This window comes from Candidatus Magnetominusculus xianensis, from assembly GCA_001541255.1.
Lineage (GTDB): Bacteria > Nitrospirota > Thermodesulfovibrionia > Thermodesulfovibrionales > Magnetobacteriaceae > Magnetominusculus > Magnetominusculus xianensis.
Genome location: LNQR01000030.1, coordinates 14,543 through 39,848 on the forward strand (window position 1 = coordinate 14,543; position 25,306 = coordinate 39,848).

General features: G+C 43.5%; 30 protein-coding genes. 15 read left to right on the top strand and 15 right to left on the bottom strand.

What is annotated here, in order from left to right:
• The first annotated feature begins 193 nt into the window (after positions 1-193).
• The 12 genes from rpsF (at position 194) to ASN18_RS04045 (ending at position 9,882) form a co-directional block, all read left to right on the top strand.
• The gene (gene rpsF, locus ASN18_RS03990; RefSeq protein ID WP_085051320.1) at positions 194-619 is read left to right on the top strand and encodes a 30S ribosomal protein S6; all 426 of its coding nucleotides are present in this window, start codon (positions 194-196) and stop codon (positions 617-619) included.
• Positions 620-636: 17 nt separating this feature from the next.
• Positions 637-1,032, top strand: coding sequence for a single-stranded DNA-binding protein (locus ASN18_RS03995; RefSeq protein ID WP_085051321.1), 396 nt, complete (start codon positions 637-639; stop codon positions 1,030-1,032).
• 43 nt (positions 1,033-1,075) lie between these two features.
• The gene (gene rpsR, locus ASN18_RS04000) at positions 1,076-1,330 is read left to right on the top strand and encodes a 30S ribosomal protein S18 (protein ID WP_085051322.1); all 255 of its coding nucleotides are present in this window, start codon (positions 1,076-1,078) and stop codon (positions 1,328-1,330) included.
• Between the two features lie 2 nt (positions 1,331-1,332).
• Positions 1,333-1,614 carry a DUF507 family protein gene (locus ASN18_RS17755; RefSeq protein WP_085051323.1) on the top strand — a complete coding sequence of 94 codons (282 nt, stop codon included), beginning with the start codon at positions 1,333-1,335 and terminating at the stop codon, positions 1,612-1,614.
• On the top strand, positions 1,611-1,886 hold the full coding sequence (locus ASN18_RS17760) for a DUF507 family protein (protein WP_085051324.1): 276 nt from the start codon (positions 1,611-1,613) through the stop codon (positions 1,884-1,886). Before ASN18_RS17755 ends, ASN18_RS17760 begins: the two co-directional genes overlap by 4 nt.
• Positions 1,855-2,208, top strand: coding sequence for an HNH endonuclease (locus tag ASN18_RS04015; protein ID WP_085051325.1), 354 nt, complete (start codon positions 1,855-1,857; stop codon positions 2,206-2,208). Before ASN18_RS17760 ends, ASN18_RS04015 begins: the two co-directional genes overlap by 32 nt.
• Positions 2,209-2,762: 554 nt before the next feature.
• Positions 2,763-4,910: an SIR2 family protein gene (locus ASN18_RS04020; RefSeq protein ID WP_236861495.1), complete on the top strand. Its 2,148-nt coding sequence runs from the start codon at positions 2,763-2,765 to the stop codon at positions 4,908-4,910.
• A 72-nt stretch (positions 4,911-4,982) separates the two neighbouring features.
• A complete protein-coding gene (locus ASN18_RS04025; protein ID WP_085051327.1) occupies positions 4,983-6,479 on the top strand; it encodes a hypothetical protein in 1,497 nt (498 codons plus the stop codon).
• A gap of 511 nt (positions 6,480-6,990) precedes the next feature.
• Positions 6,991-7,872, top strand: a complete 882-nt coding sequence (locus ASN18_RS04030; protein WP_085051328.1) for a methylenetetrahydrofolate reductase — start codon at positions 6,991-6,993, stop codon at positions 7,870-7,872.
• Between the two features lie 3 nt (positions 7,873-7,875).
• On the top strand, positions 7,876-8,676 hold the full coding sequence (panB, locus tag ASN18_RS04035) for a 3-methyl-2-oxobutanoate hydroxymethyltransferase (protein ID WP_085051329.1): 801 nt from the start codon (positions 7,876-7,878) through the stop codon (positions 8,674-8,676).
• Between the two features lie 10 nt (positions 8,677-8,686).
• Complete coding sequence (gene thyX / locus ASN18_RS04040) at positions 8,687-9,433, top strand: FAD-dependent thymidylate synthase (protein WP_085051330.1); 747 nt, start codon at positions 8,687-8,689, stop codon at positions 9,431-9,433.
• 50 nt (positions 9,434-9,483) lie between these two features.
• Positions 9,484-9,882, top strand: a complete 399-nt coding sequence (locus ASN18_RS04045; RefSeq protein ID WP_306688593.1) for a rhodanese-related (seleno)protein — start codon at positions 9,484-9,486, stop codon at positions 9,880-9,882.
• Between the two features lie 119 nt (positions 9,883-10,001).
• Here ASN18_RS04045 and ASN18_RS04055 read toward each other — a convergent pair whose 3' ends face one another.
• The 13 genes from ASN18_RS04055 to ASN18_RS04115 form a co-directional block, all read right to left on the bottom strand.
• Positions 10,002-10,349: a BrnA antitoxin family protein gene (locus ASN18_RS04055; protein WP_085051333.1), complete on the bottom strand. Its 348-nt coding sequence runs from the start codon at positions 10,347-10,349 to the stop codon at positions 10,002-10,004.
• Positions 10,312-10,581 (bottom strand): BrnT family toxin, encoded by a 270-nt coding sequence (locus tag ASN18_RS04060; protein WP_236861496.1) that lies wholly within the window; start codon positions 10,579-10,581, stop codon positions 10,312-10,314. Before ASN18_RS04060 ends, ASN18_RS04055 begins: the two co-directional genes overlap by 38 nt.
• 260 nt (positions 10,582-10,841) lie before the next feature.
• Complete coding sequence (locus ASN18_RS04065) at positions 10,842-12,161, bottom strand: amidohydrolase (protein WP_085051334.1); 1,320 nt, start codon at positions 12,159-12,161, stop codon at positions 10,842-10,844.
• 12 nt (positions 12,162-12,173) lie between these two features.
• A complete protein-coding gene (locus tag ASN18_RS04070; protein WP_085051335.1) occupies positions 12,174-12,518 on the bottom strand; it encodes a hypothetical protein in 345 nt (114 codons plus the stop codon).
• Between the two features lie 44 nt (positions 12,519-12,562).
• Complete coding sequence (locus tag ASN18_RS04075; RefSeq protein WP_085051336.1) at positions 12,563-13,003, bottom strand: hypothetical protein; 441 nt, start codon at positions 13,001-13,003, stop codon at positions 12,563-12,565.
• A 110-nt stretch (positions 13,004-13,113) separates the two neighbouring features.
• On the bottom strand, positions 13,114-13,878 hold the full coding sequence (locus ASN18_RS04080; RefSeq protein ID WP_157072819.1) for a DUF3786 domain-containing protein: 765 nt from the start codon (positions 13,876-13,878) through the stop codon (positions 13,114-13,116).
• Between the two features lie 73 nt (positions 13,879-13,951).
• Positions 13,952-14,695, bottom strand: coding sequence for an SDR family oxidoreductase (locus tag ASN18_RS04085; RefSeq protein WP_085051338.1), 744 nt, complete (start codon positions 14,693-14,695; stop codon positions 13,952-13,954).
• A 310-nt stretch (positions 14,696-15,005) separates the two neighbouring features.
• Positions 15,006-15,893: an IS4 family transposase gene (locus ASN18_RS04090; protein WP_085051339.1), complete on the bottom strand. Its 888-nt coding sequence runs from the start codon at positions 15,891-15,893 to the stop codon at positions 15,006-15,008.
• The gene (locus ASN18_RS17910; protein ID WP_085051340.1) at positions 15,842-16,165 is read right to left on the bottom strand and encodes a DUF4372 domain-containing protein; all 324 of its coding nucleotides are present in this window, start codon (positions 16,163-16,165) and stop codon (positions 15,842-15,844) included. The genes ASN18_RS04090 and ASN18_RS17910 overlap by 52 nt, the downstream gene beginning before the upstream one ends.
• Before the next feature lie 437 nt (positions 16,166-16,602).
• Complete coding sequence (locus tag ASN18_RS04100) at positions 16,603-17,526, bottom strand: lysophospholipid acyltransferase family protein (protein ID WP_085051341.1); 924 nt, start codon at positions 17,524-17,526, stop codon at positions 16,603-16,605.
• Positions 17,520-18,503, bottom strand: coding sequence for a glycosyltransferase (locus ASN18_RS04105; RefSeq protein ID WP_085051342.1), 984 nt, complete (start codon positions 18,501-18,503; stop codon positions 17,520-17,522). The genes ASN18_RS04100 and ASN18_RS04105 overlap by 7 nt, the downstream gene beginning before the upstream one ends.
• A gap of 6 nt (positions 18,504-18,509) precedes the next feature.
• Positions 18,510-19,793, bottom strand: a complete 1,284-nt coding sequence (locus ASN18_RS04110) for a B12-binding domain-containing radical SAM protein (protein WP_306688594.1) — start codon at positions 19,791-19,793, stop codon at positions 18,510-18,512.
• Entirely contained in the window at positions 19,790-21,286 is a 1,497-nt protein-coding gene (locus ASN18_RS04115; protein WP_085051344.1) for a B12-binding domain-containing radical SAM protein, read from the bottom strand. The genes ASN18_RS04110 and ASN18_RS04115 overlap by 4 nt, the downstream gene beginning before the upstream one ends.
• Before the next feature lie 142 nt (positions 21,287-21,428).
• Between ASN18_RS04115 and ASN18_RS04120 the strand changes: the two genes are divergently transcribed.
• The 3 genes from ASN18_RS04120 (at position 21,429) to typA (ending at position 24,336) form a co-directional block, all read left to right on the top strand.
• Positions 21,429-21,986 carry a Panacea domain-containing protein gene (locus ASN18_RS04120; RefSeq protein ID WP_085051345.1) on the top strand — a complete coding sequence of 186 codons (558 nt, stop codon included), beginning with the start codon at positions 21,429-21,431 and terminating at the stop codon, positions 21,984-21,986.
• Entirely contained in the window at positions 21,979-22,368 is a 390-nt protein-coding gene (locus tag ASN18_RS04125) for a hypothetical protein (protein ID WP_085051346.1), read from the top strand. Before ASN18_RS04120 ends, ASN18_RS04125 begins: the two co-directional genes overlap by 8 nt.
• Positions 22,369-22,521: 153 nt before the next feature.
• A complete protein-coding gene (gene typA / locus ASN18_RS04130; protein ID WP_085051347.1) occupies positions 22,522-24,336 on the top strand; it encodes a translational GTPase TypA in 1,815 nt (604 codons plus the stop codon).
• Positions 24,337-24,357: 21 nt separating this feature from the next.
• Here the strand turns inward: typA and ASN18_RS17055 are convergent, their stop codons facing one another.
• Positions 24,358-24,591, bottom strand: coding sequence for a hypothetical protein (locus tag ASN18_RS17055; protein ID WP_157072821.1), 234 nt, complete (start codon positions 24,589-24,591; stop codon positions 24,358-24,360).
• Positions 24,592-24,665: 74 nt separating this feature from the next.
• Positions 24,666-25,160 (bottom strand): hypothetical protein, encoded by a 495-nt coding sequence (locus ASN18_RS04135; RefSeq protein WP_085051348.1) that lies wholly within the window; start codon positions 25,158-25,160, stop codon positions 24,666-24,668.
• Positions 25,161-25,306 lie beyond the last annotated feature (146 nt).

Genomic DNA, 25,306 nt, shown 5'->3' on the forward strand with positions numbered 1-25,306 from the left:
CAATTATTTTTATTTTAAAGATATATTGGCAGCGCTGCAGCATTACAGATGCCTCAAACCGTAATGCTGCGTTTTATTTTTTTATGGTGGATTCAGGAATGGTTGATTTTTATAGTCAGGTTATGTTAGAAAATATATCACTTGACGATAAGGGTATGGAAAAATACACAGACAGGAGGGTATTGGGGTATAGATGAACTACTACGAGAATATAGTGATACTGGATGCGGCGTTAGAAGATACTGGGATAGACGCGGCTGAAAAGCGTATAACTGACCTGATAGAGAAGATGCAGGGGGAAGTGCTGAAACATGAAAGGTGGGGCAGGAGAAAGCTGTCCTATGAGATAAATAAGCATGAAAAGGGCTACTACCTGTTTTTTGTCTTTAAGTCACCACCAACGGCGATAAAACCGCTTGAGGAGTTGTACAAGGTGTTTGACTCAGTCTTCAAGTTTATGATAATAAAGCTGCGGAAGAAAGAGATCATAGCGTTGCAAAATTCCTTGCAGGCAATCGAAGCGAAGGCCGCTGAGCATTCTGCGCCAGAGGCTGTTCCCGCACCTGAGGCTGTAAAGCAGGCTGGGGAAGCCGCCGCTGCTTCAGCCTCTACGGAATAATAAGAGGGGCGAATAGTATGTATAACAAGGTTATTTTTATGGGTAATCTTACGCGAGACCCCGAACTGAGGTACTCGCCACAGGGTGTAGCCTATGCTACATTCGCCATAGCAGTAAACTCGAGGGCCAAGCAAGGGGATGAGTGGAAGGATGAGGTATTGTTTATGGACATAACCGTGCTTGGAAAGCAGGCGGAAAACTGCGGGGAATATTTAAGTAAGGGCAGCGGTATATTGGTAGAAGGAAGGCTGAGAGAAAGGAAGTGGGAGACTGAGGGGCAGAAGAGAAGCAAGTTTGAAGTCCTGGCCCAGACGGTTAAATTTCTTCCAAGACGAGGCGAACCGGCAGCGAAGGGCGGACGCGGCGGGGAGTTCACACCCCCTGACGAGGTATCGGACCTTGAACCGTTTTAGAAAATTGCCGTTTTAATAAACTAATTTTCGGGAGCGTATTCTAATGGTACAAAAGGGCAAAGGTTCAGAACACGTGAAGTTCAAGAGGTTTATGAGAAAGAAGTTTTGTAGATTTTGTGCGGAGAAGACACCGTTCATAGACTACAAAGATACAAGGACTCTAAAATCGTATATAACGGAAAGAGGCAAACAGCTGCCGTCCCGGATGACCGGCACATGTGCAAGGCATCAAAGAGAGCTGACCGAGGCTGTTAAGAGGGCAAGAAATATAGCGCTTCTGTCGTTCATGGAAAAATAGCCATGAGGGTTCCAAAGACATGGATACATTTTATTTCGGGTAAGATAATTAACGACCTTGCTAAAAGCGGCCTTATAGAAAGCAAAGTGTCACACGAGGAGCTGCTTAGAGAGGCGGAGCAGGTAATCCTCTACGAGATGATGGCCGAGGACAGGCTCAATGACGAGGTACGCGAGATATTAAGGTCATACGAGGGTGAAATCGAAAAAAAGCGGCTTGATTATAAATCCCTTTTCGACATGACAAAGCATAGACTTGTTAAGGAAAGAAATATCGTCATATGATGCTCTCAGACGATAAGATCAATCACTTATCCCATATCCTGCTGATTGCGCTTAAGGGAAAAGATTTGATAACCACCAAAGCTGATGACTCTATAATTCGGAAGGAGATAAAGAAATCCATAGCCGCTGAGATCAAAACTGGGGAAGAAATTGATGCCGATGTGAGGAGAAAGCTCTCGTCTTTCAGCAAGAAACTCACAGAGGGTAGTTCGGAGTGGGAGATATTATATAAGAAATTCTATGCCGAAGAGAGTTCAAAAAAGGGCAGGTAACTCAGCACCGGACAGTGAAATCGCCTGTATTAACGAGATAAACGAGGCATTCGCCAAAAGAGAAAAGCAGAAGGCACGCCTGCTGCGTAAGACCTTGTGGTGGAAGGACAAATGTTCAACCGGCAAGTGTTACTACTGCAATAGCGCCATCCCGCCATCGGAGCTGACCATGGACCATATAATCCCCGTCTCAAAAGGTGGGATGTCGATTAAGTCTAATATAGCGGCTGCCTGCAAGGACTGTAATGTAAGAAAAAAGCACGCCCTGCCGTTTGAATGGTCAGAGTACATGGAAAGCCTGACCCAGTCCTCCGATGTTTGACTCCTGCGCCTCAACTAACTTATTAACTGTCTCATAATAATACGATTCAAAGGGGCGAAGCCCCGTTAGATGGGGTGCAGGGGACAAGTTCCCTGCCGGGAGTTTGAGGGCAGAGCCCTCATTCTGTTCTATTATGAGACCCTTAATGATACGAATGAAAAAATCCTGACCCATGTTATTAATGGCGAATACTGCATTTCAACTTCAGTACATGATTTGTCATTCTTGCAAATAATCAGCAACATAATCATCTTAAAGAATTATGTGAAAATCGTTAAAAGACAATTATCCTAAAAACGGCAGTTGAAAACAGCTAAGACTGGCTTATAGCCTTGTTTTACAAAGGTTTTTAGCATCTGCAGAGCAGTACTTTTTACCTACTTTTAGGTGAGTGCTTTTTCCTGCAAAACCCTTGTTATTTCTCAGTTTATCGAACTATACTGCTTTTTTTTAGGATTATATATTTACAAATCAAGATAAATTATTAGATATTGTCTTGCATAAATGAGATGATTTGTGGTATTCTTACGAAAGATAATTATTTAGAGGTGTTGGTGTCTGATGAGATTTTATTCAAACCGAATGTCCCTAAAGAAATCAAGGAATCTGTCAATAATGGGACGTTAGCGGTTTTTATTGGTGCTGGAGTATCTAGTATAGTTGGTTGTGAGCGATGGGATCAGCTTGCAAATAGTTTGGTCAAGAAGTGTTATGATAAAGGATTTATTAACTTTAAAGAAAGTGAAGAACTTTCTAAAATACAGGATCATAAGAAAACAATATCAATTTGTTATCATATTATGAATGGTAGTAATAAAATAGATATTTTTTATGATATTATGAAAAATTCTTTAAAAGAAGATGAAGATATAGCCATACCAAATATATATGATGATATATATAAGCTGAGAGGATTGTTTATCACTACAAACGCAGATACACATTTTGATAGGCTTTTTAACACTCCAAATATCTTATATCAAAGACAAAACTTTAAGTATAATAAAATAGATCAAACAAATCTCTATCATATACATGGTTCAATCCGTGAAACAGACTCATTAATATTCACTGTAGCCTCATATATGGAGCGGTATAATGATTCTGATTTTGGCACCTTTCTTCAGCGTATCTTTCGTGAATATACTGTATTGTTTATAGGATACGGATTAGGTGAGTTTGAGATATTAGATTTTCTTCTTAGGAAAGATAAAAATAATAAGATTAAATCTCCTCCGAGGCATTTCATGCTTTACCCGTTATACACAGGACAGGAAAATATACTCAAATACATGCAATCTTATTACAGTGATCTACGCATTAACATTTGTGCATATGCGATTGATAAGAAAGGTTACAGGCAGCTTGAAGATGTAATAAAGCATTGGAATAAGGAGATAAACCAAATTACAGATTTTTTACCTAAATCATTTGAGCAACTAGATGCTGTAATGCAAACCAAGAGCAAGACTAAAATCATGCGAACTCTTCAGAAAATAAAAAATGACAAAAGTTTGGAGGATTATTTCTTCAAAATACTTGCAGTTGATCGCAAACCTATTAAATGGCTTATACCCTTAAAGGGGGCAGGATACTTTAACCCAAATAATAACCCTAAACCACAAGAGGTACATAACAAAAAGGGATACTACACTGTACCTTCATGGAACATACTTGATGCGCTGAAGAATATGTCCTTAAGAAATGAAGAGAATCCATTAGAAGAAGTTACAGAAATATTGATTGAAATCGTTAATGGAATTATATCGTACCGCGTTGATGGAAAAAGAATTGATAATTATAAGACCGACTCGAAAATATTAGAAATTATTTCACATATTCCAATAAGTTATATCAATAAAAATCACATAGATTTTATTAAAGATGCTATCTACTCCAATTTTGCTACTTCATTGATGGATCGTGTTATTTGTGAGTTATTTCTACCGAAGCTGATACATGAAAAAAATATTGATCTCATAATAGAATTGCTTAAAGTAATTTTTCTATACCGAGAGCTGGACATTAGCGGTGATCGAAGGTGTATTTCTGGTATGGATATATATTATCTTAAACAAACTATTGACAAAAACAAAAGTGGGATTGCATCTCTCTGTCCTGTTGATGCAGTACGGGTTGGTCTTGAAAAAGTAAAGGAAATATTAACCAAGTATAATGGTAGATTCAGTTTTATATGGATACCTACTATAGAAGATCACCCACAAACGAGATTTCCTGATAAATATGAATGTCAGCTTGTTCATTTTATTAGGGATATGCTGGAAAGTTCACAACCAAAAGAAATTGAAGCTATTGTTAATGATATGCTCAAAAGTAAGCATGACATCATGAAAAGGTTAGCCTATCACACTATCAGGCATCACTATAAAAACCTCTCTCATCTTCTTTGGAATATAGAAGGAAACCCTCTTAGTCCTCTAACAATGCATGAACTTTATGAGCTTTTGAAATCTCGTTGCAAAGACTTCAGCCAACAACAGATTAACTTGCTTTTAGGCTGGATAGATTCAATGGAACTTTACGTGCCGGATGAAATTAAGGAAAACCATGAAAAAAGAGCATCGTATGAAGCATATTATAAGAAAGAATGGTTATTGTCGCTTGATAGTGCAAATCCTGATGTAAAGAAAAAGTATGATGAATACCATGCTATAAATGATGCATCTTATGACCACCCATGATTCCACTTCTGGTCATCAGGTGTTGGGGTTATTGAAGAAACAAGTCCAATTGATGAGGAAGACTTTAAGAATATGACCAGCGTTGAACGTGTAAAATATATAAATGAATATTCGGATGATAAAGATTCTGAATTTAGACTGGATTTTACTAGGATAAATCTCGCTTCTTCCATAAGAAAATTTGTTTCAAACGATCCCGTTAGTTATTCCCATGATTTAGAGCCTTTGTTGAAAATACCACGAAAATATCAATATGAAATTCTCAGAGGATTTGAGGAAGCATGGAAAAATAATAAGGAATTCAAATGGGATAAAATTCTCAGCTTTATTGAGGCCATACTTGGCAGTGCTGATTTTTGGACTTCGAAATCTGAAGGCAATGAGTACAACTATAACCTCTGGATTACAAACACAACTGCGGATTTAATCACTGAAGGAGTAAAAAATGACAGACCAGCATTCACACCTGAGCTTTTACCTATTGTTGAAAGGATTCTGCTTGTTTTTATAGATAAAGTGAAGTCTGATATAAAGACATCTGATATTAAAACAGTGAATTATTTTGTAACTAAAGTAATAAATTCATCTATGGAAAAAGTCTTTATAGCTGCTATTAATTATTCATTCCATTTTACAAAACTATATAGCAAAAGTAAAATAAATCGCTGGAATGAATCAATGAAAAAAGAATTTACAGATCGACTTGATGGAACGAAGGACAGAAGTATCGAATTTTCGTTTGTTGCAGGTTGGTATATATCATATTTGTACTTCATTGATAAAAAATGGACAACTGATTATTTCAATAAAATATTTGATCTAAATAATGATGAACAATGGGAATCTGCCTTTACTGGATATATAGTTATGAACTCGACTATTGATGATGTTTTTTATAAACTCCATAAAGAACATGGTCACTATAATAAGGCTCTCAATTTTGAGTTTGCTGATAAATTTGCAGCTGATAAAGTGGTTCAACACATTGTACTAGGATATCTTGCAGACTGGGAAAGCACGACAGATAAGAATAGTTTAATCAAGAAGATGGTTATCGCAGGCAACACTAAACAATTGTCTGAAATGGTCTCTTTTGTGTGGCAATTCAGAGATAAAATTAATGAAAAGATTCGAACTAAAGTCAAACCATTATGGAAGATGATTATTAATATTATTAGCCCTATGCTTAAGGTAAATGACCATCTAATCGACAGAGAACAGTACAGCATTATAGCATCAAAATTAGGGAATTGGCTTTGTCTTGTGGATACGATTGATGATGATATTAAAAATTGGCTTGATGACACAATTTCTTCAATAGAAGAAAATAATGATGGATTATTCGTTGAATATCTTTTAAGTCATGTTGAAAATACACCAGAAAAAGTAGGAGAGATATATATAAAAATGCTTAACGCTGGAACATTTCCTACTTATCCAAAAGAGGATATTGCTGCAATTGTTCAAGCCTTAAATAAGACTTCACAAAAGGAGATGGTAGACAGAATCCGTAATTTATATATAGGAAAGGGTTTGCTGGTTGAAGTGTTTCGAGCCTTAGAGTCATGACGGTCTGTTGAAAAAGCATGATTTTGCTTGAAGATTAATAGTACATGCTCATGGTATAAACTGTGTAACAATATACGGCTGACTGGCATAAGACTGGCTTGTGTTGTATTTTTATAAGTGTGGAGGGCATTGGTGACGAAGTAGGGATACTTTTTGACCTTCTTGCTGGAAACCACATAGACTGTGAAAGATAATACACCGATAGACACCAGCACTTGAGCGTGTTTTGGCTTGAATATCATATTTACATAAGTATTCAGTAGGTTATTCATAGCTTAATGCCAACACATGGTTGCTCAAATTTCAATAACGAGACCAAACTATATGTTTATTTATATAGGATAGTTAAAAATCCACGATGGATATGATATAATACCGTAAGAAAGTGATAACGCTGAAATCATGAGGACAGTACACAAATAATAAGCATTTTCCTGAAGGCCTAGTCAGCCGGACGCAGCACAGCTGCAGGGCACTGACGGTGAGATATGCGAAAAAAGGAGAAGCTAAAATGAGTTTTAAAGAAGCCATCGAATCAGGCAAATTTGTCGTTACTGCCGAAGTCGGCCCGCCAAAGGGTACCGATATAGCAACTATGATTCACGACATGCACATCCTCAAAGGCAAGATAGACGCGGTGAACGTTACAGACAACCAGTCTGCCGTGATGAGGATATGTTCGCTTGCCGTATGTAAAATAGCAATGGAACAGGGGCTTGAGCCGATTCTTCAGATGACCTGCCGCGACAGAAACCGCATAGCTCTACAGTCAGACCTGCTTGGAGCATCAGTGCTGGGCATACACAATGTCCTCTGCATGACCGGCGACCACGTCACAGCAGGAGACCAGAAGGGGGCGAAGTCCGTCTATGACATTGAATCCGTCCAGCTCCTTCAGCTCGTCGATTCGTTGAACAAGGGTAAGGACATGCACGGAAATGACTTAAAGGGCACGACGAGTTTTTTCCAGGGTGCAGTTGTAACCCCGGAGGCAAATCCCCTTGAGCCGCAGCTTATGAAGTTCGAGAAGAAGGTACGTGCAGGCGCTAATTTCTTTCAGACACAGGCCATCTACGACATAGAGAAGTTTAAGAGCTTTATGACATTTGCCAAAAAGACGGGTGCTAAGATTATGGCCGGCCTTGTTGTCTTAAAAAGCGTCGGTATGGCGAACTTTTTGAATAACAATGTCCCAGGCATAAAAGTCCCGCCGGAACTGATAGCCGAACTTAAGGCAGCAGGCAAGGAAAAGGCCCTGGACACGGGATTAAGCATCACGGCACGCCATATTAAGCAGCTCAAGGAAGAGAACATCTGTGACGGCGTGCATATCATGGCAATTGGCATGGAGGACAAGGTACCGGAGATTTTACAAAGGGCGGGGTTGCTATAGAAGATGGCGCGGGCCACGATACAACATTTCAGGGATAAAAAACAAAAGGGCCAGAAGCTCACACTGATAACGGCATATGACTATACGTTTGGGCGCATAGTGGATGAGGCGGGATTTGACGGCATTTTAGTCGGCGATTCCCTTGCAATGGTAGTGCAGGGGCTTGATAACACACTGCCTGTGACAATGGATGAGATGCTCTATCACACAAGGCTTGTGTCACGTGCCGTAGAGAAGTCCATGGTAATAGGGGATATGCCTTTTATGTCATATCAGGTTTCTGTTGAGGACGCGGTGAGAAACGCGGCAAGATTTATAAAGGAATCCGGCGCCCAGGCGGTGAAGATAGAAGGCGGCAGCGAAATTATCCCACAAGTCAAGGCGATAGTGCGCGCCGAGATACCTGTAATGGCACATATAGGGCTTACCCCGCAGGCTATATACAGAATGGGCGGCTATAAGGTACAAGGCCGGACAGAGGAGGCGGGAAAAATCTTAATCGAGGATGCAAAAAAACTTGAGGACGCAGGGGCCTTCAGCATTGTCCTTGAGGCAATGCCAAGCGCCCTGGCTGCTCAGATAACTGCCTCGTTGTCCATTGCCACAATAGGTATTGGGGCAGGGGCTGACTGCGATGGGCAAATCCTCGTGCTTCATGACGTACTGGGGCTTTTTGAGCGGTTTGTTCCAAAATTTGTTAAGAAATACGCTGGCTTAAAAACCGAGACACTAAACGCCCTTAAGCAATATAAGGAAGAAGTGGAAACAGGGATTTTCCCTTCCACCAAAGAAAGCTTTCAATAGGACAATCACAATGGGTGAGACAAGACTAAAGGTAATGCTGCTGAGATATACCCCTGAGCCAGAGGAATTAGTAGCTATGGCCGCCAAGCTCTGCTACAGCCCTTCAGATGTAGAAGGGTTGAAGAAAAAGATAACGAAAAAAGACCAAAGGGGCTTTATACAAAAGCTTATGGACATGGGACATCTAAGCCCAATCGAACACTCTTCGTTTACATTTGCTATTGAGGGCATATCGCGTGCATGTTCACACCAGTTGGTGCGCCACAGGCTGGCCTCCTACAGCCAGCAGTCCCAGCGCTATGTGCCTGTTCAGCGGGCGGGCGAAGACGACACCTTTGACTACATAGTCCCACCATCAATCGCCTCAGACAAGGCCATCAAAAAGATATTCAGCGATTTTATGAAAGAGGCGCACTCTGCCTATGCCCTCATATCAGAAAGATTGAACGAACTTGGCTACGAGGGTGAGTCTGCCAATCAGGACGCCAGATTTGTGTTGCCAAACGCAAGTGAGACCAAGATAATTGTAACAATGAACGCGCGCGAATTGATGCATTTTTTCAGGCAGCGCTGCTGTAACCGCGCGCAGTGGGAAATCCATGCCGCAGCAGACAAGATGCTTGAACTTGTACAGGCAGTATCCCCGACTATTTTTTCTTTAGCTGGCCCTGGCTGTGTCAGCGGTCTATGTGCCGAGGGTGCTATGACCTGTGGCAAGATAGCAGAGGTTCGCAGCAAGTACAGGATATCTCAATAATAACCTGACACAGGTAATGCCTTATGGAGAGTTGCCTTATGGAGACTTGTATGAAAAGAAGCTTAGTTGTGATTATATTATGTATCGCGATGATTCAAGGCACGCTCAACGCCTCTGATGTGCCGCGTATAACGATAGATGAGCTGAAGGCAAAGCTCGGTTCCCCTGAGCTGGTTGTCATTGACGTGCGATCAATGGGGTCATACGACGGCAGCAAGATGAAGATCAAAGGAAGTGTTCGCGAAAACCCTTTGCAGATTGGGCAGTGGTCGCAAAAATACCCTAAAGACAAAGAGATAGTCCTCTACTGCACCTGACACGAAGAACACACAAGTGCCAGTTTGGCACAAATACTCTTACAGATGGGTTACACAAAGGTCTATGCGCTTAAAGGCGGATGGAATGAATGGGAAAAGGCGCAATATCCTGTAGAATCTAAGGTCCCATAATAAAATAACCTTATCATTCTTCGACAAGCTCAGAATGCCTGATACTAAGTTACATACAAAGGCCTGTAACCACGACACTTGCTGTCATCCTTCGACAGGCTAAGGGAAACCGTCCTGTTTCAACCCTTTTTGGTGTGGTTCTGACCGCTTTGCGCCTTCGATGCTACAAAGGCGCGTAACACGCTGTTCATATATGTTTGGTATCCCCTGCCTTGGCTGCGGAACCACTCAAGCACATCAGCATCTACACGAATGTTGATATGCTTCTTCCGGGATGGCAACCCTATAGTTGCTTGCGTCCAGTCCACCTTTTCATGAACATCATCATCATCGGCTGAAATTGAGGCCTCCAACTCCTCCTCTGTCATGGCATCAACCTTTGCCCAGTCAGTTTGGCTCTCTCCACGTTTACACATGGCGGCAAGTTCTTCAGCCGTGTAGCGCTTGATATCTTCTTTTTTCTTCATCTCTTGCCCTCCTCATTGTGATAATACGAATGGCATCGTCACGCCATGTCCACACCACGGCAATTAGTTTACCGTTTATGTCTCCTATACTAAGCCACCTTTGCTCTGTGCCTCTTGGCGATGGAACAGTACACAAACGCCTTCCATCGAACAAATACCGTGCATCAATAAAATCGAGATTCCGTGCTTTCAGAACACTTTGCCGCTTTTGTTCTGACCACTCAAATATCATATTCTATTGTAACCACAATTGTGAATATTGTCAAGTAGTTGTTTCTGCTGGGTCTCGGTAACAATAGATAAAACGAACCAAATTATCCACCATGAGCCACTGAGAACCTCTGTCTTTAGTTAGAGTGGGCAAGGGCCAAAATTGGAAAGGAACTTGCGTCTATGCCTGCATTTTAGCTTGATCATCAGGAATCATTCTGAGCCTGTCGAAGGATGAAAGTAAATGTCATGGTTATTTTGTTACAGGCCTTAAGTAGCCTGTCACCTTTTGCTGTCTACCTTGTTTTTCCACCACACGGCCTTATCCATGATTTCTTGTTCGTCCATGAATAGGCACTTACCGCCGTCAACTAACAGCTTGCCGTTTACCATCACTGACTCCACGTCCAATGACTTCATTGAATACACTATGAGTGAATAGATGTCGTAAAATGGTGTCAGATGGGGCTTGTTCAAATCTACTATGATTATGTCGGCAGATTTTCCTGCCTCAAGCGTTCCGGTCTTATCTCCCATGCCAAGAACCTTTGCGCCGGTTGAGGTTGCCATTGTGAGGGCTGTGATGGCATTTAGCGCCGTTGGGTCACCGCTTACCGCCTTGTGAATGCGGGCCGCTATAGCCATTTCTGAAAACACATCGAGGTCATTGTTGCTTGCCGCGCCGTCCGTCCCCAGCGCAACCGCCACTCCCTGTTTCAGCATTGCAACCACTGGGGCTATGCCTGAGGCCAGCTTCAGATTGCTCTCTATGCAGTGCGCTACACCGGTGTTCCTCTTTGCAAGTATCTCGATTTCTTTGCCGCTAACCCATACGCAGTGGGCAGCGATTACAGTTTCGTCTAAAAAGCCGATATCATCAAGCAGTTCAACTGGGGATTTACCGTATTTCTTTTTTGCCTCATCCACTTCAAACTGTGTCTCAGACAGATGAGTATGCAGCGGAACCCCATAGCGCTGTGCCACTTGCTTTGCCTTCATATAGGTCTGAGGGCTGCATGTATAGGGGGCATGGGGCGCTATTGATGGGGTAATTAAGTCATCGCCAAGCCAATCCTTTATGAACCTCTCTGCATGTTCTATGTACTCAGTGGCATTACTGGCTGCCGCCGTTGGGAAGTCCAGCACCCCGGCACCGAGGACTGCCCTCATGCCCATTTTCTTTGTGACACTGGCAGTGCTGTCACCAAAAAAGTACATATCATTATATGTGGTAATGCCCGCTTTGAGCATTTCACAACAGGCCAGTTCTGTGGCGTCACCTACGAACTCATCGCTTAACCACTTCCCCTCGGCTGGCCATATATGCACTTCCAGCCATTCCCTAAGCGGCAGGTCATCGGCAATGCCCCGAAAATATACCATTGCTGCGTGGGTGTGGGTGTTTATGAGACCAGGAAGTACTGCCTTGCCGCTGCCGCCAATGTTTTTCCTCGGGTTATATGTGTAAGCGATTGTTTTACTGTCGCCTATGTCCACAATCTTTCCATTTCTGACCGCAATGGCAGCGCCTCTTAAAGGCGGCATCCCGTCAACCATTGTCAACACATAATCGCCGCTTATTATATAATCAACATCAAGCATGTGCCGTCAGCGCTAGGCCTGCCCCTTTGAGAGGCCCTTGTGGTATTCGGCTATCGATGTTATCTGTACGTCTTGCAGCATTGCCTTATGAGCCTCCATTACGCGCTCATATGGTATGCTCATAGCGCTTGCCACATCCTTCAGAGGAAGCCCTTTTTCATAGTGCAGTTGTGCTATAAAAATCTTTAGAAAATCATCAGTTATGAAACGCTTCAACTCCTCGTCAGCTATGTCAAGGCGCGAGACAGCGTCATTGAAGTTAAGACCCTGCGCTATCGATTTGTTCAGTTTTTCCATAGCACTGTCGTATATCCTGCTCTCTTCCTTTGTGTACTCTTTGTATCTGATATCTTCCATGGTCTCCCCAGTGGCGGTGTGCGTGGTTAAGCCGACGCTCAGATTTATTTATCGCCGTCTCCAGAACCTTTTATGGGAAAGGTATAGAGTTCCTTGGCAGCCTCAAGTACGCCGCCCAGGTATGTCGTAGCCTCTTCTGTCAGTGACAGCCCACGCTTTTGCAAGTCTTTGATAAAGCTCTCCCATCCTGTGTGGTCCCATGTGCCCTGTGTCTTCTTGATGAAAGTAATCGTATTTTCCGATATGCCCAGCAGAGTGCTTTGTAGTTCGGCTGTACTCGATATTGTTGTATATAGCTTCTTCATGGACTCGAGCATTGAACCGAGATAAGACTGCATGTCGTTTGACAGGTAAAACCCCTTCTTTTGAATGTTGGACAAAAACTCCAGCCACGCGGTGTGGTCCCACTTGCCGTTTTGCTGGTCTACGAATTTACTTGCAAGTTCGATTAAGTCTTCAAACGAGCCAAACACTTGTCTTGCCATCACGCCCTCCTTCCTCAAAGTTTATGCGTCTCAGACGCTGAGAGATTGTCTTCCAATTATACTATATTTTTACAAAAAATTTCCCGATTGTTGTGAGCGGACAAATTATTTCAAGCTGAAATTTCGCCAAGTGTTATGGTTAGTTCCCTTAGCAGGAATACCAGTGATTCTATGTCCAGGAATCTCTCAGCGGTACTGTCAAACAGCACCTTTATCTCAGACTGGAACTCATCGTCGCCTTGCCAGTACAGGATCAGGATAGGGATTTTTGGCAGGAGATAGAGTTTCCATGCCACACTTGACGGCTGTCCTTCTATTTCAACGGCTCCGATGGATTTAATCGCGGCTGTGGACGCCCTGTAATCTTTTACAAACATTTCTGTAAGCGGTTGTTCACATTCTTTCTTAAATGCCCCGATTTTCACTATTCCCATTCTGAGGCGGTCAAATGAGACCCAGTCGTTTGTCATCTCACTTGCATCACTTGTCTTTATGTATATCAGAAGAAGGATTTTTATCCAAAGGCTGACACTGCCGCTTGTGTCAACACTGCCGTCGTATCTTACTGTATAGTCCTTGCCGAGGCATCTTATTACTATTCCAGAGTCTGTGACTACTGCACCGACTGCTGATGCGGCCTTTTTAAGGTCAAGTTTGGCGGTTTCCTCTTTAAGCTTGTTGAACATGGTCTCTGTAACATCGAGTTTTGTTACGTTTGAGGACAATTTATCAAGTGTGTTTTTGTCCAGATGTGGGCACGCCTCAAGGGTTGCACTTCCCTTAACAACAGCGATTGCTAAGGCCATGCAGGTCTTATGACCGCAGGCGCCACAGTTAGTCTTCGGCAGTTCTTTATATAGTTCAATTGAGTTCATCAGCAGCTGCAGTTGAAAATCCGGCACTTAGCGTTAAATGCCGGATTTTTTAGCAATCGTTATGTCACACAGCTTATATTCTCATACCACCATCAACTTCTATTACCCTGCCTGTGAAGAAATCGTTTTCAACGATGAACTTAACGGCCTTAGAGATTTCTTCCATCTCTCCAAGTCTGCCTGCGGGGATTTGCTGTATAATCTTGTCAAGGACATCCTGACGAATCTTTGCCACCATCTCGGTGTTGATATAGCCTGGGGCTATTGCTCCTACTCTTATGCCATACCTTGAGAGTTCCTTGCCCCATGTGACGGTCATGGAATCTACGGCTGACTTTGTTGCTGAGTAGTTGGTCTGACCGAGGTTTCCCGCGCGGCTAATCGAAGAAATATTTACGATTACGCCCTTTTTGTCGCTTTTTACCATGTGATAGGCCGCCTCACGTGCGCAGAGAAATACGCCGGTGAGGTTGACGTTTATAACTTTTTCCCAGTTTGACATTGGAAACTTAGTTATATCATCGCCCTTTTTTCTGATGAAAAGTGCATCTGCGGTTATTCCTGCGTTGTTGATTAATATGTCTGCTGCGCCATGGTCTGCGGAATAGGAGTTGAAGAATGCCTCTACTTCTGATTCTTTTGTAACGTCAAGAATCTTACCGTCTATGCCGGTTTCAGCTTTCAGGGCGTCCAGATTCTCCTGTATCACGTCCACGACAAAGGGGTTAGCCCCTGCGTTTTTCATATCCACAGCAAACTTCCTGCCCATACCTCTGCCACCGCCCGTTATTACTACATTTTTTCCAGCTAAATCCATTCCCTGTTACCTCCTTTTTAGTTGTATTTATTGTACTGGCTTATCCACAAAAGTAGCTGTCATAGTATATATCTAACCGATGATTTTGTCAAGGATTTCAAAAAAGGGACAGATTTATTTATTTAGAATGCACTGTGCCGCCATTGGCGGGGTCTCGGGGCTTAATAGGGAGTCACACTACGCTTTTTGTATCCGATGGCACTGCTGTCCAAAATAAATGAGGCTCAGGGGGGCACCCCTTATAAAACAATCTGTTTTTGACAGGTTTATGAGCAGTTCCATTTCAGGTTTACCTTTTATGCTGTCCAAATCAGACAAAGTTAAGGGTCAACTGGTGAGGATTATATTGTACAGGCAAGGTCTCAAATGGACTATCGAGCCATGCCCACAGATTACGATGTGTAAAGAGGTTCATTCTTAAAAGTGCCACAAGGTTGGATAACGACCAGCCGTACTGGGACTTTAGTTGAAGATACTTCAGTATAAGCATTACGATCAACGCAGTCCATATCTGTATCTTTACTGCATTGGCGCTGGTTCCTACAAATGTTTTAATCTTAAGGTTCTGCTTTAGCGCCTTGAAAAACAACTCAATCTGCCACCTGTCCTTATACACAGCACTTACTGTCGATGCCCCAAGCTTCATGTGATTCGTCAAAAAAACAAAGGTTCTATCTGTTTCGGGATCATATACTTCCACACGACGTAACAGACATGGACACCTTTCTTGCGCACCTATCCCTGTCAGACTGATGACCTCATCGCTGACAATATTTCGGTTTTGTGGAACTGTGCGCTTCTGTACGACCTCGTATAAGGCATTGTCTTTCATTCTTGTGACGAAATATACTCCCTGTGCCGTCCACTTTCCAAATAAGGAATAATCGTTGTATCCCCTGTCATCAACCACTATTGTGCCTGGTTCAAACTGAATTGTCCTTGCTACCTCCACATCAGAAACCTTACCGTTTGTAATCACGGCATAGGAAGGTAAATACCCATCATGGTCAAGCACCAGATGCAGCTTTACTGCGCCTTTCGTCCGGCGATACTTCGCCCAATCATACAGGCTCAGGCACAGATCGATGACCGAGGAATCTATGCTTACCAATCTGTTCTTGAATCGAAACTTCCTTGTCCTGCCGGTTACTCCAACCTTACAACGATTATAGAGATTGAAAAAAACATCCCTGTACAATTCCCATGGCCGATGGCATACGACAGGGTAGCACGCTTCGGAGGGTCTATGCCCAAGTGCTTCAACTTGCCCTCACAACTACGTAATCCATTGACTATCTCTCTTAACGAGTGCGCCCTACCAAGCTGACAGAAAAGCATACTCACAAACTGTCCCCAGCATGTGAACCCTTTTGCACTCTTTTCTGCTTTGTGCTTCCTGACCTCCCTGTAAAACTCAATACGCGGAAACAATTGCAATATCTGACTGAATATGCTACAAAATACATTCATGTTGAGTCCTCCTTTGGGTTTCTTTGACCAGAAATGTTATACCAAATCAGGACTCAACTTTAAAAGCTATTTTGGACAAGAGTGGTCAAGTGTATATCTATATGTCAACACTCTCAATAATTTATTAGTTTAGTAAGATGTTAATACTATCAAATATTACGAATAGGTAACAATAATAGCGATGTAAAGTACATTAATATGATGTTATTGTTTTCAATATAATGGATATCTGCGCTATTTTATGGCTATTAATGTTATAAGTATGTAACACATCATGATAAACAATTATTTAATCATAATATAAATGATACTATGCTGCTGACAAATGGGTACCATGAGCATCCTTCCTCGTGATCAGAATGATTCTATTTTGATTGAAACTTCGTCTTTGATGATGTGGATTCTGATTTATTTATTGATATTTATTAGTACACACTTTAACTAACCACATATTCCCCTGCTTTGAATCTGTCGAGAAAGTGCATGTAGGCAGGATAGGTCTTTATTTTGCGCTCAAGTTCTGTTATGAAGCGTTTGGTTATTGCGTGTATGTCACGTGGTTCGTCTGCTTTTGTGAGCGGGGCGCCTATTAATATTTTATACGGTTTTCTCTGCCCCGGCGTGACAAATAACGGCAGTATCTCTGCCCCTGTCTTTTCAGACAGTATGGCTGGCCCAAGCGGGAACATTACCTTCTGCCCTAAGAAATCGAATACATCGTGTCTTCCCACATGCCTTTGCGTGCCGCTGCCGTCTCCCGTTACCATCACCACTCCACCCTCCTTAAGCCACAGGAATACCGGCCTCAGAAATGACTCTGCGTTGACTATCTCGGCTGGAATCTTTGCCTCATACCTGAGCCTCAGCCTGAAGGCGACATGTCTGCCTATCCAGCTCAACCCGTCATCTGATGGAAGCCCTATCTGCTTCATCTTGTAGCCAAGCCTTGCAAGGGCAACAAGCGGTATGTGGACAGGCCCAAAGTGCCCGTGAACTAATATCACCCCTCTTCCCTTTTTCAGCGCGGCGTCAAGATACGAAAGCCCCTCAAATTCAATTACCTTGTCTACCTGCCGCTTATTGAATTTCGGGAACAGAAATATCATCAGCCGGTCAACGTAGTGGTTCTTCATGTAGTCTTGTATAATTAGCGCCTTCTGCGTGTTGTCAACTGACATAAACCGTGAGAGATTTTCCTCAAGCGCCTGTGTCTTTCCCCGTGACAGTGCAAAATGCAGCTCGCCCATTTTATTTAATACCGTCAAGCCTGATGTTAACGGCAGTGCCTCAATCGTCCATCGCAGCGGGTACCAGACGACAAGCCTGAACAAATCCCTGACAATACTTTCCTTGGTTACCATTTTGTGAACTTTTTAAATACACCGTCCTTAAGACCCTTGAACAACAGATAGAGCCTTCGGGGGCTTCTGTCGTACACTACAATGCCCAGGGCGGACTTAATTACGTTCATAAATAATGAGATATAGGCAAGGGGCGTGAACGTGCCAATCTTTTTCATATACTCAAATATCAGAAACATGTTCCTCACCCTGTAGTATATCTCCATGTCCTTGAGCCTTACGCTCTCTCTGCCCATGAGGGTCTTCGGGTCCTGCCTTTTCAGCTTTTTGTAAAACAAGCCTTCCTTAACAAACACTATGTTCGTATATAAAGAGGCCATCAGGCCGTAGACAAAATCATCGCCAATATAAAAAAATCTCCTGTCAGGATACCCTATCTGCTCCACAATTGTACGGCTTACCAGCATACCCTCAAATGTGGCATAGTTTTTAAACGAAAACCTGCTGTTTCGGGCAAATGTCCCATTCCTGACCGGCATCATCTTCCCCATACTCAGTGAGAAATAACTGTCGTCACTAAGGACTGTGCCGTCAGCGAATTTCTTGTTCGGAAGCACTACCCGCCCGGCAAACGTAAATGACATCATTACCTCAAGGGCATTTTTAAGCGGCTCCACGTCGTCGTCCATCAGCCAGAGCCAGTGAACCCCCCGCTCATAGGCGCGCCGAACACCCTCGTGAAATCCCCCAGCGCCTCCGGTGTTCCTGTGCATTCTTACGTAGTATATGTCTATGGCGGCGTCCCCGGTGCTTATTTTTTTGTGAAGCTCAAGGGGTTCTCTCAGGCCGTCAGCCGGAGGGGCATCAATGAATCCTGCCTCTGCAAGCAGCCTGGGCGTTTCATCGGTTGAGGCATTGTCTATTAAATATATGGCGTCTAGGGCAGTGGTCTGACACTTCAGGGCCTCAAGGCACTCAAGCAGGAGTTCCTTTCTGTTGTACGTTACCACTACGGCGGCTATAGATTGTCTTTCCATACAGTGTCAGCGCCTCAGCTCTTTCAGTCTCAGGAGGGCGTTAAATATTGTCTCGATATAGGGCGTCTTCGGGTTGGTGTAGTATTTTGGATAGAGCAGGTCATCAGCTTCGGTAATGATGCCCTCGGCCAGGGCTGTACTGTATAGCCCAGTGTGGGGTTCTATTCTCATTGAGTTAAACTCGAAGTGTACTCTGCTGCCCATCTGCGCTTTAGCCACCGCAAAAAAGGCCATCAACTCTAAAAATGTCTTAACAGACTGTCCTGGCGGGTTTTTGAAAAAATTATAGCTTACCTCAAGACCACCTTCGGCCCTGAGCAGGTCATGTGTCCGGAGTATATCGCCTTTAGTTATGTGTTTGCCAAGTTTTTCAAGTACTGCGTCTGAAAAACCATCAGGCGACAGTATCACGGTCTTACAACCGGCACGTTTAATAAGTTCGATAAACTCCTTATCCAGATTCTTTTCACTAAACCATGCCGACCAGGACAGCCCCTTAATATTGCGGCGAATCAACTCCGTACATATCTCCTCGGCATGTCTTTTGGGTACGTTGAACATGGAATCGACAAAGGTAAATTCTGTTACGCCGTTTTCTGAGGCGAGTGCTTCAATCTCATCGGCTACAACTGCGGGGCGTCTTAATCTCAGGGACTTGCCGTTTAAAAAACCATAAACACAATATATACAGGTTAGGCTGCATCCCCGCTTAGTCTCCACCCCGATGGCGTCCCTTGCCTTCTTATAGCCGCCAACATTCATTCCTGCCCGAAGCGGGGCATTTAAGAGATTTACATCAGTGGACGCTCCCTTGCCCGTAAATATAAGTTCTCCGTCTTTTCGATAATAGACAGATGCAGCCTTCTCAGGGGTTGATATGTTTTCGATAAGCAGGGGGAGTGTTACCTCACCTTCGAGAAATACACCGAAGTCAATTCTTGGTTCGTCTTTCATTATCTCGGCAGCAAACATCGAAAACCCTGAACCGCCTGCCACTATTACTGCCCCGGATACAGCCTTAATCACATCCAGCGTGTCTTTGAGATATTTATAATAAAACACCACCTGGCGTTTATTGGTTGAATCAATATTCCTGATAGAAATCCCTATGATTTCGGGAGAAAAGTCTTGAATGGTTTCTCTTAGCTTGTCAAATGGTAAGCGGCAGATATTGAGGTCAATGACCTTAACGTCATGGGCTGTAAGCTGTGCCTTAAGGCAGGCCAGCCCGAGCGGGAAGACTAGACATTCGCTGCCGCCGAGGTAGGATTGAATGAGCAGGATTCTTATTGTCTGCCCCCAAGACCCTTTGTCAGCCGGTAGGCCTTTTGCAGACCGAGATAGACATTTTTAAACATTGGTTTTAACGCCTTGCTGTTTAGGACATCGACAACACCGGGAGCTGTGAGGAGTTTTAACATGGCACTAGGCAGCCTGCCGCCTTTGGAGAGCGTCATCAGGAGATTTAAGTAGCTAGGCTCTCTCATCGTGTAGGACTTTGCGTAAATGTCCCTTTTGTCATCTGCGATAAGGCCGTCGTCCTTGGCCATGTTGTAGAGCTTTGTCTCTGGATAGAGGACTAAGGAAAATGGCTGCAAGCGAAATGGTTTTGGAATCTCTGATATGAATCTCAGGCTTTCGATTTTATCTTCGTCTGTCTCATAGGGCACGTCGAGGATGAAATCATAACTGGGCGGGTACATCTTGTCCTTGTACTTATTGATTATCTGTATTGCCTTCATCATCCTGTCGTTTGACATCGTAGAGCGGTTAAAGAGGTCCTGAATCCTCTTGCTGGCGCTCTCAACCCCCATTTGAAGGTATAGCAGCCCTGCATCGACAAGGATATCCAACTTCTCCTCTGTCAACGTCAGCGGGCTTGCCAGACACGAAAATGGAAGGGCAATCTTCTCTTTGTATTCCTTACAAAATTCCTCGATATTTTTCAGCCCCCGGGCAAAAAACGCATCGTCTGATATCCAGATAAAGCCGACATAGGGCATATGTTCCTTCACCCACATAAGTTCATCGATAACATGAGCAGTGGTTCTCCATCTGAGGTATCCCTTGCCGCTGTAAAGGTTCTTAATAGTGTCGTTGATGCAGTAGGTGCATTTATGTGGACAGCCCCTGCCGGTCATTGTCTGATAGCCAATTTTCTTCAGATAGGCTGATACTGTCCCGCGCTCGAGGAATTTCTTTGTGAGGTCATATGTCAAAGGCAAAATACGCCCGTCTGACATGGCATAGTGGTCAGAAAATGAGTAGTCCGGCATGGGATAGTCGTCAAGGCTGCCGTCAAGCGCCCTGACGGGGTTTTTACTAATTGTGCCGTTGGATTTAACCCATATGCTGCCGCAACTAGTGCAGTCCCTACCTTCTTCAACAGCGTTTGCAACGTCAAGCATCGCCTCCTCGCCATCGCCAATGCAGACCATGTCGGCGAACTCAAGACACTCTTCCGGCCTGATAGTGGGGTGTATGCCGCCCCATATCACAGGGGTATTTAAAGCAGATTTTATTTTCTTTGTAATCTGAACGGCGCAGTCATAGTGATTTGTCATCAGTGTTATGCCGATTAAATCAGAGTCTCTGCATATCTCAACCATCTCGTCCATGGTATAAGGCTCATATCTGTCCTTGCCAAAGACGATGTTGTCGCCGTGCGGGTCTGGCAGAAATAAAAGCTGTGTCTGAAACCCGTGTTTTTTAAGATACGCCGATATAGTCCTTAACCCGAAGGTGGTTATATCGGGGTACGGGCTGATGAGGGTTATTTTCATTGTCCTGACATTCCTCCATAAGTAAATACAAATCTAACATAATCGGCGGTATGTTTTCAACTTTTCGCGGCTGTCGGTTACTGTCTCAGTTTGAATTTAAGGCAGCAATTTTGTGTTATAATGAGAAAGAGAGGGTGATGGCATGTTAATAGACCATAACAGAGAGAAAACAATTAACGCCATTATATATTTTTCGAATAATACAAAGCCATGTGGTATTACAAAGCTATGTAAGTTATTGTATTATCTTGATTTTCTACATTTCAAGGAAACTGGCAGGTCGGTAACAGGGATGGATTATTATGCCTGGAAATTCGGACCAGTACCTGCAGCGCTGTATGATGAAATAGATAAAGCAGAGTTTAAGCCAGACTTGAAGGCAAGCATAGCGATTCAAACTACTGAGAAAAATAAGATAATAAAGCCTAAAAAGCATTTCAATGATATATTTTTTACTAAAAGAGAATTGCGAATACTTAAAAATGTAGCTTTCATGTTTAAAGACGCAAACACTGAGGATATAGTAGAAGCATCTCATCTACCTAATTTGCCCTGGGATAAGACCGTAGAAAACAAAGGATTATATGAAAAAATAGATTATTTGCTTTCTCTTGACAATACGGCTGGTTCAATATCTGTGGAAGAGGCATTAGAGCGAATATCTGACAGAGAAGAAATGAAAAAGGTATTTAGTGGATAGAGGGACTGTTCTTTTCCATCGTGATTTTCAATTTAAGGATGGTGAGTACGGGAATAAACTGATTATTATATTAAACGATGTTGATGCTGACAAGCCCTATTTGTGTTGTAAGACGACCTCAAAACCTAAATATGGTATAGAAAAAGAAGGGTGTCATAGCGACAAAAACATTTTTGTGCTCAAAAACAACTCTTTCCACCAAAAGACATATGTGCAGTTTCACGAATTATATGAATTGAATTCAAAGACCTTTTTAAAAGGGCACTTTGAAGGTAAAGTTGAGATAATATGCAAACTTCCTGTTAATATGATTAACGCCATAGTCAACTGCATAAAGAAATCAGAGGACATTTCACCATACCATCTGATGTTGCTGAAATAGCCCCAGAATGAAATTCGGACAGTGGCTAAGGTTTTAATCCAATAATTCAAACTGAGATACTACCCGGCTGTCGTCAGAAAAACAGTTTGCTACTTAGTGTGCGGTTAGTTTAATATACCTGTCAGGCTTAATCTAATTATTTATAGGAGAAAAATGAAGAGACAAGATTTAAGAAATATTGCAATAATTGCCCATGTTGACCACGGGAAGACGACCTTAGTAGACGCCATGTTCAGACAGTCTGGCATATTTCGCTCGAATGAAAAGATTCAGGAACGTGCCATGGACAGTATCGACCTCGAAAGAGAGCGCGGGATAACTATAATGGCTAAAAATACGGCCGTCTTTTATGAGGGCGTCAAGATAAATATAGTTGATACGCCGGGACATGCCGACTTTGGCGGCGAGGTCGAGAGGACGCTTAAGATGGTTGATGGTGTGCTGCTGTTAGTTGACGCCTCTGAGGGGCCGCTTCCTCAGACACGCTTTGTGCTAAAGAAGGCGCTTGAGCTTGAACTGCCGCAGATTGTGGTGATAAATAAAATCGACCGCCCGGACGCCAGAATCCAGGCCGTCGTCAACGAGGTATACGATTTATTCATAGACCTTGACGCAGTGGAAGAACAACTGGACTTCCCCGTTATCTACACAAACGCTAAGGCAGGAACTGCTGCCATAAAGCCGGAGGACAAGTCCGATGACCTTAAGCCCCTGTTTGAGGCCATATTAAAAAGAATCTCCCCGCCGGATGACAAGAGGGATGAAATCCTGCAGTTGCTTGTCACAAACATTGACTACAACGACTACGTCGGGCGCCTCGCAATCGGCAGGATATTCTCCGGCACTGTGCGTGTAGGTGATATGGTCACAGTCTTACTTGATAACAATGAGCTGTCAAAGACAAAAGTAACCTCGATGTTTACGTTTGAAGGGCTTGGCCGTACAGAGGCAAAGGAGAGCTGCTCCGGGGACATCATAGCCTTGTCGGGTATTGAGGGCATTAACATAGGCGACACGGTGTCTAACTACGAAAACCCGCGTGCGCTGCCGCGTATAAAAGTCGATGAGCCGACTATTTCTATGGTATTTTCTGTAAACACATCCCCGTTTGCTGGTAAGGAAGGGAAATTTGTAACATCGCGGCAACTGCGCGAAAGGCTTCAGAAGGAACTCCTGTATAATGTATCTATAAAGGTTGATTTTTCATTGATGGACAGCTTTGAGGTAATGGGCAGAGGTGAGTTGCAGCTTGCAATCCTGATAGAGATGATGCGCCGCGAGGGCTATGAGCTTTCTGTTGCAATGCCCACTACGATTACAAAGGAAATAAACGGTGTACTCCACGAACCTATGGAAGTGCTTGTTATAGACATCCCCGAAGACTATGTCGGGGTAATTACAAAACAGATAGGGATGAGAAAAGGCCGTATGACGAAAATGCACAACAATGGATTTGGCCGTGTGAGGCTGGAGTTCAGGATACCATCAAGGGGGCTGATAGGGTTCCGGTCACAGTTTTTAACCGACACGCGGGGGACAGGGCTGCTAAACCACCTGTTTGACGGCTATGAGCCGTGGCAGGGTAATCTGACAAGACGCCAGACCGGCGCGCTGATTGCAGACAGGGCGGGCAGGGCTACTGCATATGCCATATTTCACCTTCAGCCGCGCGGCACAATGTTCACCCCTGAAAACACACAGGTCTACGAAGGTATGGTAGTCGGGGAAAACTCAAGAGAAAACGACATCGACGTAAATATAATCAAGGAAAAGAAGCTGACCAACATGAGGGCATCAGGGGCAGACGACGCACTGCTGCTTGTCCCACCGCGCCCGATGAACCTTGACCTGGCACTTGAGTTTATTAAAGAAGACGAACTTGTTGAGGTTACGCCTGGCTCTATTCGCATAAGGAAAAAAATCCTTCAGGCAAATAAACGCCCGAAACTAAAACAGGCAAAAGAGTGACCCCCTACAACCTGTACTAGTTTAGCAGGACTTCTGTTTGGTCTTGAGCCATGTGGGGACAGGGATTCCCTTGGACTCCATGGCCTCTATTATCACATCTTTAGTTGATGGCCGGACGCCGCCGCAAAACATCTTGCTGTAGCCCTTGCTCATGTTCACAGCCGCTAAGACGTAAACCAATGCTATGGGCAGCAATAGCGGCAACAGTGGAAGTGCGATAAGTAAGACCAACACTAATATGACAGTTTTCATCATAGTAATATTGTATTATAACGCAGCGGGTATATTCAATCCCCCGAATTTGCACCTAATTTGCATCAGGGCTGCGGTTAGCCGCGCGGCAGTCTCTCGTGTCCTTTCAGTGATATTTCAAGCTCCTGCGAATTCTGATAGATATACCAAGCCCCTGAGGCTGCATCGGTCAATAGGTCTGCCCTGTCGAAGCTGCCGCCATCGGGAGACTTGCTGCCGGGTATTTGGCGTGGGACAGCGTCAGAGCCGTTGACCTTTCTCCAGTACGCCGTAAAGAAACTCTTAACCTGCGACGATTGCCCTACAGTATGCACAGATACCCTTAGTATCTTGTTGTTGTCGTCGAGGTCTATTGTTATTGTATCGTCTGTGTTTTTTGCTTTATATTTATAGACATTTTTTTCTGTCTCTATTCTTTCTACGGCAAGCAAGAGCCGAATCTGCTCGTCGAGCTTTTTAATACTGCCAAGAGGATTTTCCTTGTCCAGACCAAAAGGATTGACAAAATCACTGGCATAGCTGCATGAAAACAAAAATGACACTACAATAAACAAAACAGATATAAATCTCATGCCCCCTCCATTTTTCAGTTCTCTATCCAGATATTGTATACTATTTTAGTGGCAACACAGCAATTCTCGGTGAAGTAAGAAAGGGAGGGAGGAAAGGGAGAATAGAGAGGGAGAACGAAATATTTTTCGCGCAGATGGAATATATA

Excerpts from the sequence above, each read along its gene's own strand:
- ASN18_RS04065 (WP_085051334.1), bottom strand. The coding sequence starts at position 12,161 with ATGCTTGATGTTGATTATATAATAAGCGGCGATTATGTGTTGACAATG.
- ASN18_RS04075 (WP_085051336.1), bottom strand. The coding sequence starts at position 13,003 with ATGGCAAGACAAGTGTTTGGCTCGTTTGAAGACTTAATCGAACTTGCA.
- ASN18_RS04030 (WP_085051328.1), top strand. The coding sequence starts at position 6,991 with ATGAGTTTTAAAGAAGCCATCGAATCAGGCAAATTTGTCGTTACTGCC.
- ASN18_RS04085 (WP_085051338.1), bottom strand. The coding sequence starts at position 14,695 with ATGGATTTAGCTGGAAAAAATGTAGTAATAACGGGCGGTGGCAGAGGT.
- panB (WP_085051329.1), top strand. The coding sequence starts at position 7,876 with ATGGCGCGGGCCACGATACAACATTTCAGGGATAAAAAACAAAAGGGC.
- ASN18_RS04105 (WP_085051342.1), bottom strand. The coding sequence starts at position 18,503 with ATGGAAAGACAATCTATAGCCGCCGTAGTGGTAACGTACAACAGAAAG.
- ASN18_RS03995 (WP_085051321.1), top strand. The coding sequence starts at position 637 with ATGTATAACAAGGTTATTTTTATGGGTAATCTTACGCGAGACCCCGAA.
- ASN18_RS04135 (WP_085051348.1), bottom strand. The coding sequence starts at position 25,160 with ATGAGATTTATATCTGTTTTGTTTATTGTAGTGTCATTTTTGTTTTCA.
- ASN18_RS17760 (WP_085051324.1), top strand. The coding sequence starts at position 1,611 with ATGATGCTCTCAGACGATAAGATCAATCACTTATCCCATATCCTGCTG.
- ASN18_RS17755 (WP_085051323.1), top strand. The coding sequence starts at position 1,333 with ATGAGGGTTCCAAAGACATGGATACATTTTATTTCGGGTAAGATAATT.
- typA (WP_085051347.1), top strand. The coding sequence starts at position 22,522 with ATGAAGAGACAAGATTTAAGAAATATTGCAATAATTGCCCATGTTGAC.
- ASN18_RS04055 (WP_085051333.1), bottom strand. The coding sequence starts at position 10,349 with ATGAAGAAAAAAGAAGATATCAAGCGCTACACGGCTGAAGAACTTGCC.
- ASN18_RS04025 (WP_085051327.1), top strand. The coding sequence starts at position 4,983 with ATGACCAGCGTTGAACGTGTAAAATATATAAATGAATATTCGGATGAT.
- ASN18_RS04120 (WP_085051345.1), top strand. The coding sequence starts at position 21,429 with ATGTTAATAGACCATAACAGAGAGAAAACAATTAACGCCATTATATAT.
- ASN18_RS17910 (WP_085051340.1), bottom strand. The coding sequence starts at position 16,165 with ATGAATGTATTTTGTAGCATATTCAGTCAGATATTGCAATTGTTTCCG.
- thyX (WP_085051330.1), top strand. The coding sequence starts at position 8,687 with ATGGGTGAGACAAGACTAAAGGTAATGCTGCTGAGATATACCCCTGAG.
- ASN18_RS04060 (WP_236861496.1), bottom strand. The coding sequence starts at position 10,581 with ATGATATTTGAGTGGTCAGAACAAAAGCGGCAAAGTGTTCTGAAAGCA.
- rpsF (WP_085051320.1), top strand. The coding sequence starts at position 194 with ATGAACTACTACGAGAATATAGTGATACTGGATGCGGCGTTAGAAGAT.
- ASN18_RS17055 (WP_157072821.1), bottom strand. The coding sequence starts at position 24,591 with ATGATGAAAACTGTCATATTAGTGTTGGTCTTACTTATCGCACTTCCA.
- ASN18_RS04070 (WP_085051335.1), bottom strand. The coding sequence starts at position 12,518 with ATGGAAGATATCAGATACAAAGAGTACACAAAGGAAGAGAGCAGGATA.
- ASN18_RS04080 (WP_157072819.1), bottom strand. The coding sequence starts at position 13,878 with ATGAACTCAATTGAACTATATAAAGAACTGCCGAAGACTAACTGTGGC.
- ASN18_RS04115 (WP_085051344.1), bottom strand. The coding sequence starts at position 21,286 with ATGAAAATAACCCTCATCAGCCCGTACCCCGATATAACCACCTTCGGG.
- rpsR (WP_085051322.1), top strand. The coding sequence starts at position 1,076 with ATGGTACAAAAGGGCAAAGGTTCAGAACACGTGAAGTTCAAGAGGTTT.
- ASN18_RS04015 (WP_085051325.1), top strand. The coding sequence starts at position 1,855 with ATGCCGAAGAGAGTTCAAAAAAGGGCAGGTAACTCAGCACCGGACAGT.
- ASN18_RS04100 (WP_085051341.1), bottom strand. The coding sequence starts at position 17,526 with ATGGTAACCAAGGAAAGTATTGTCAGGGATTTGTTCAGGCTTGTCGTC.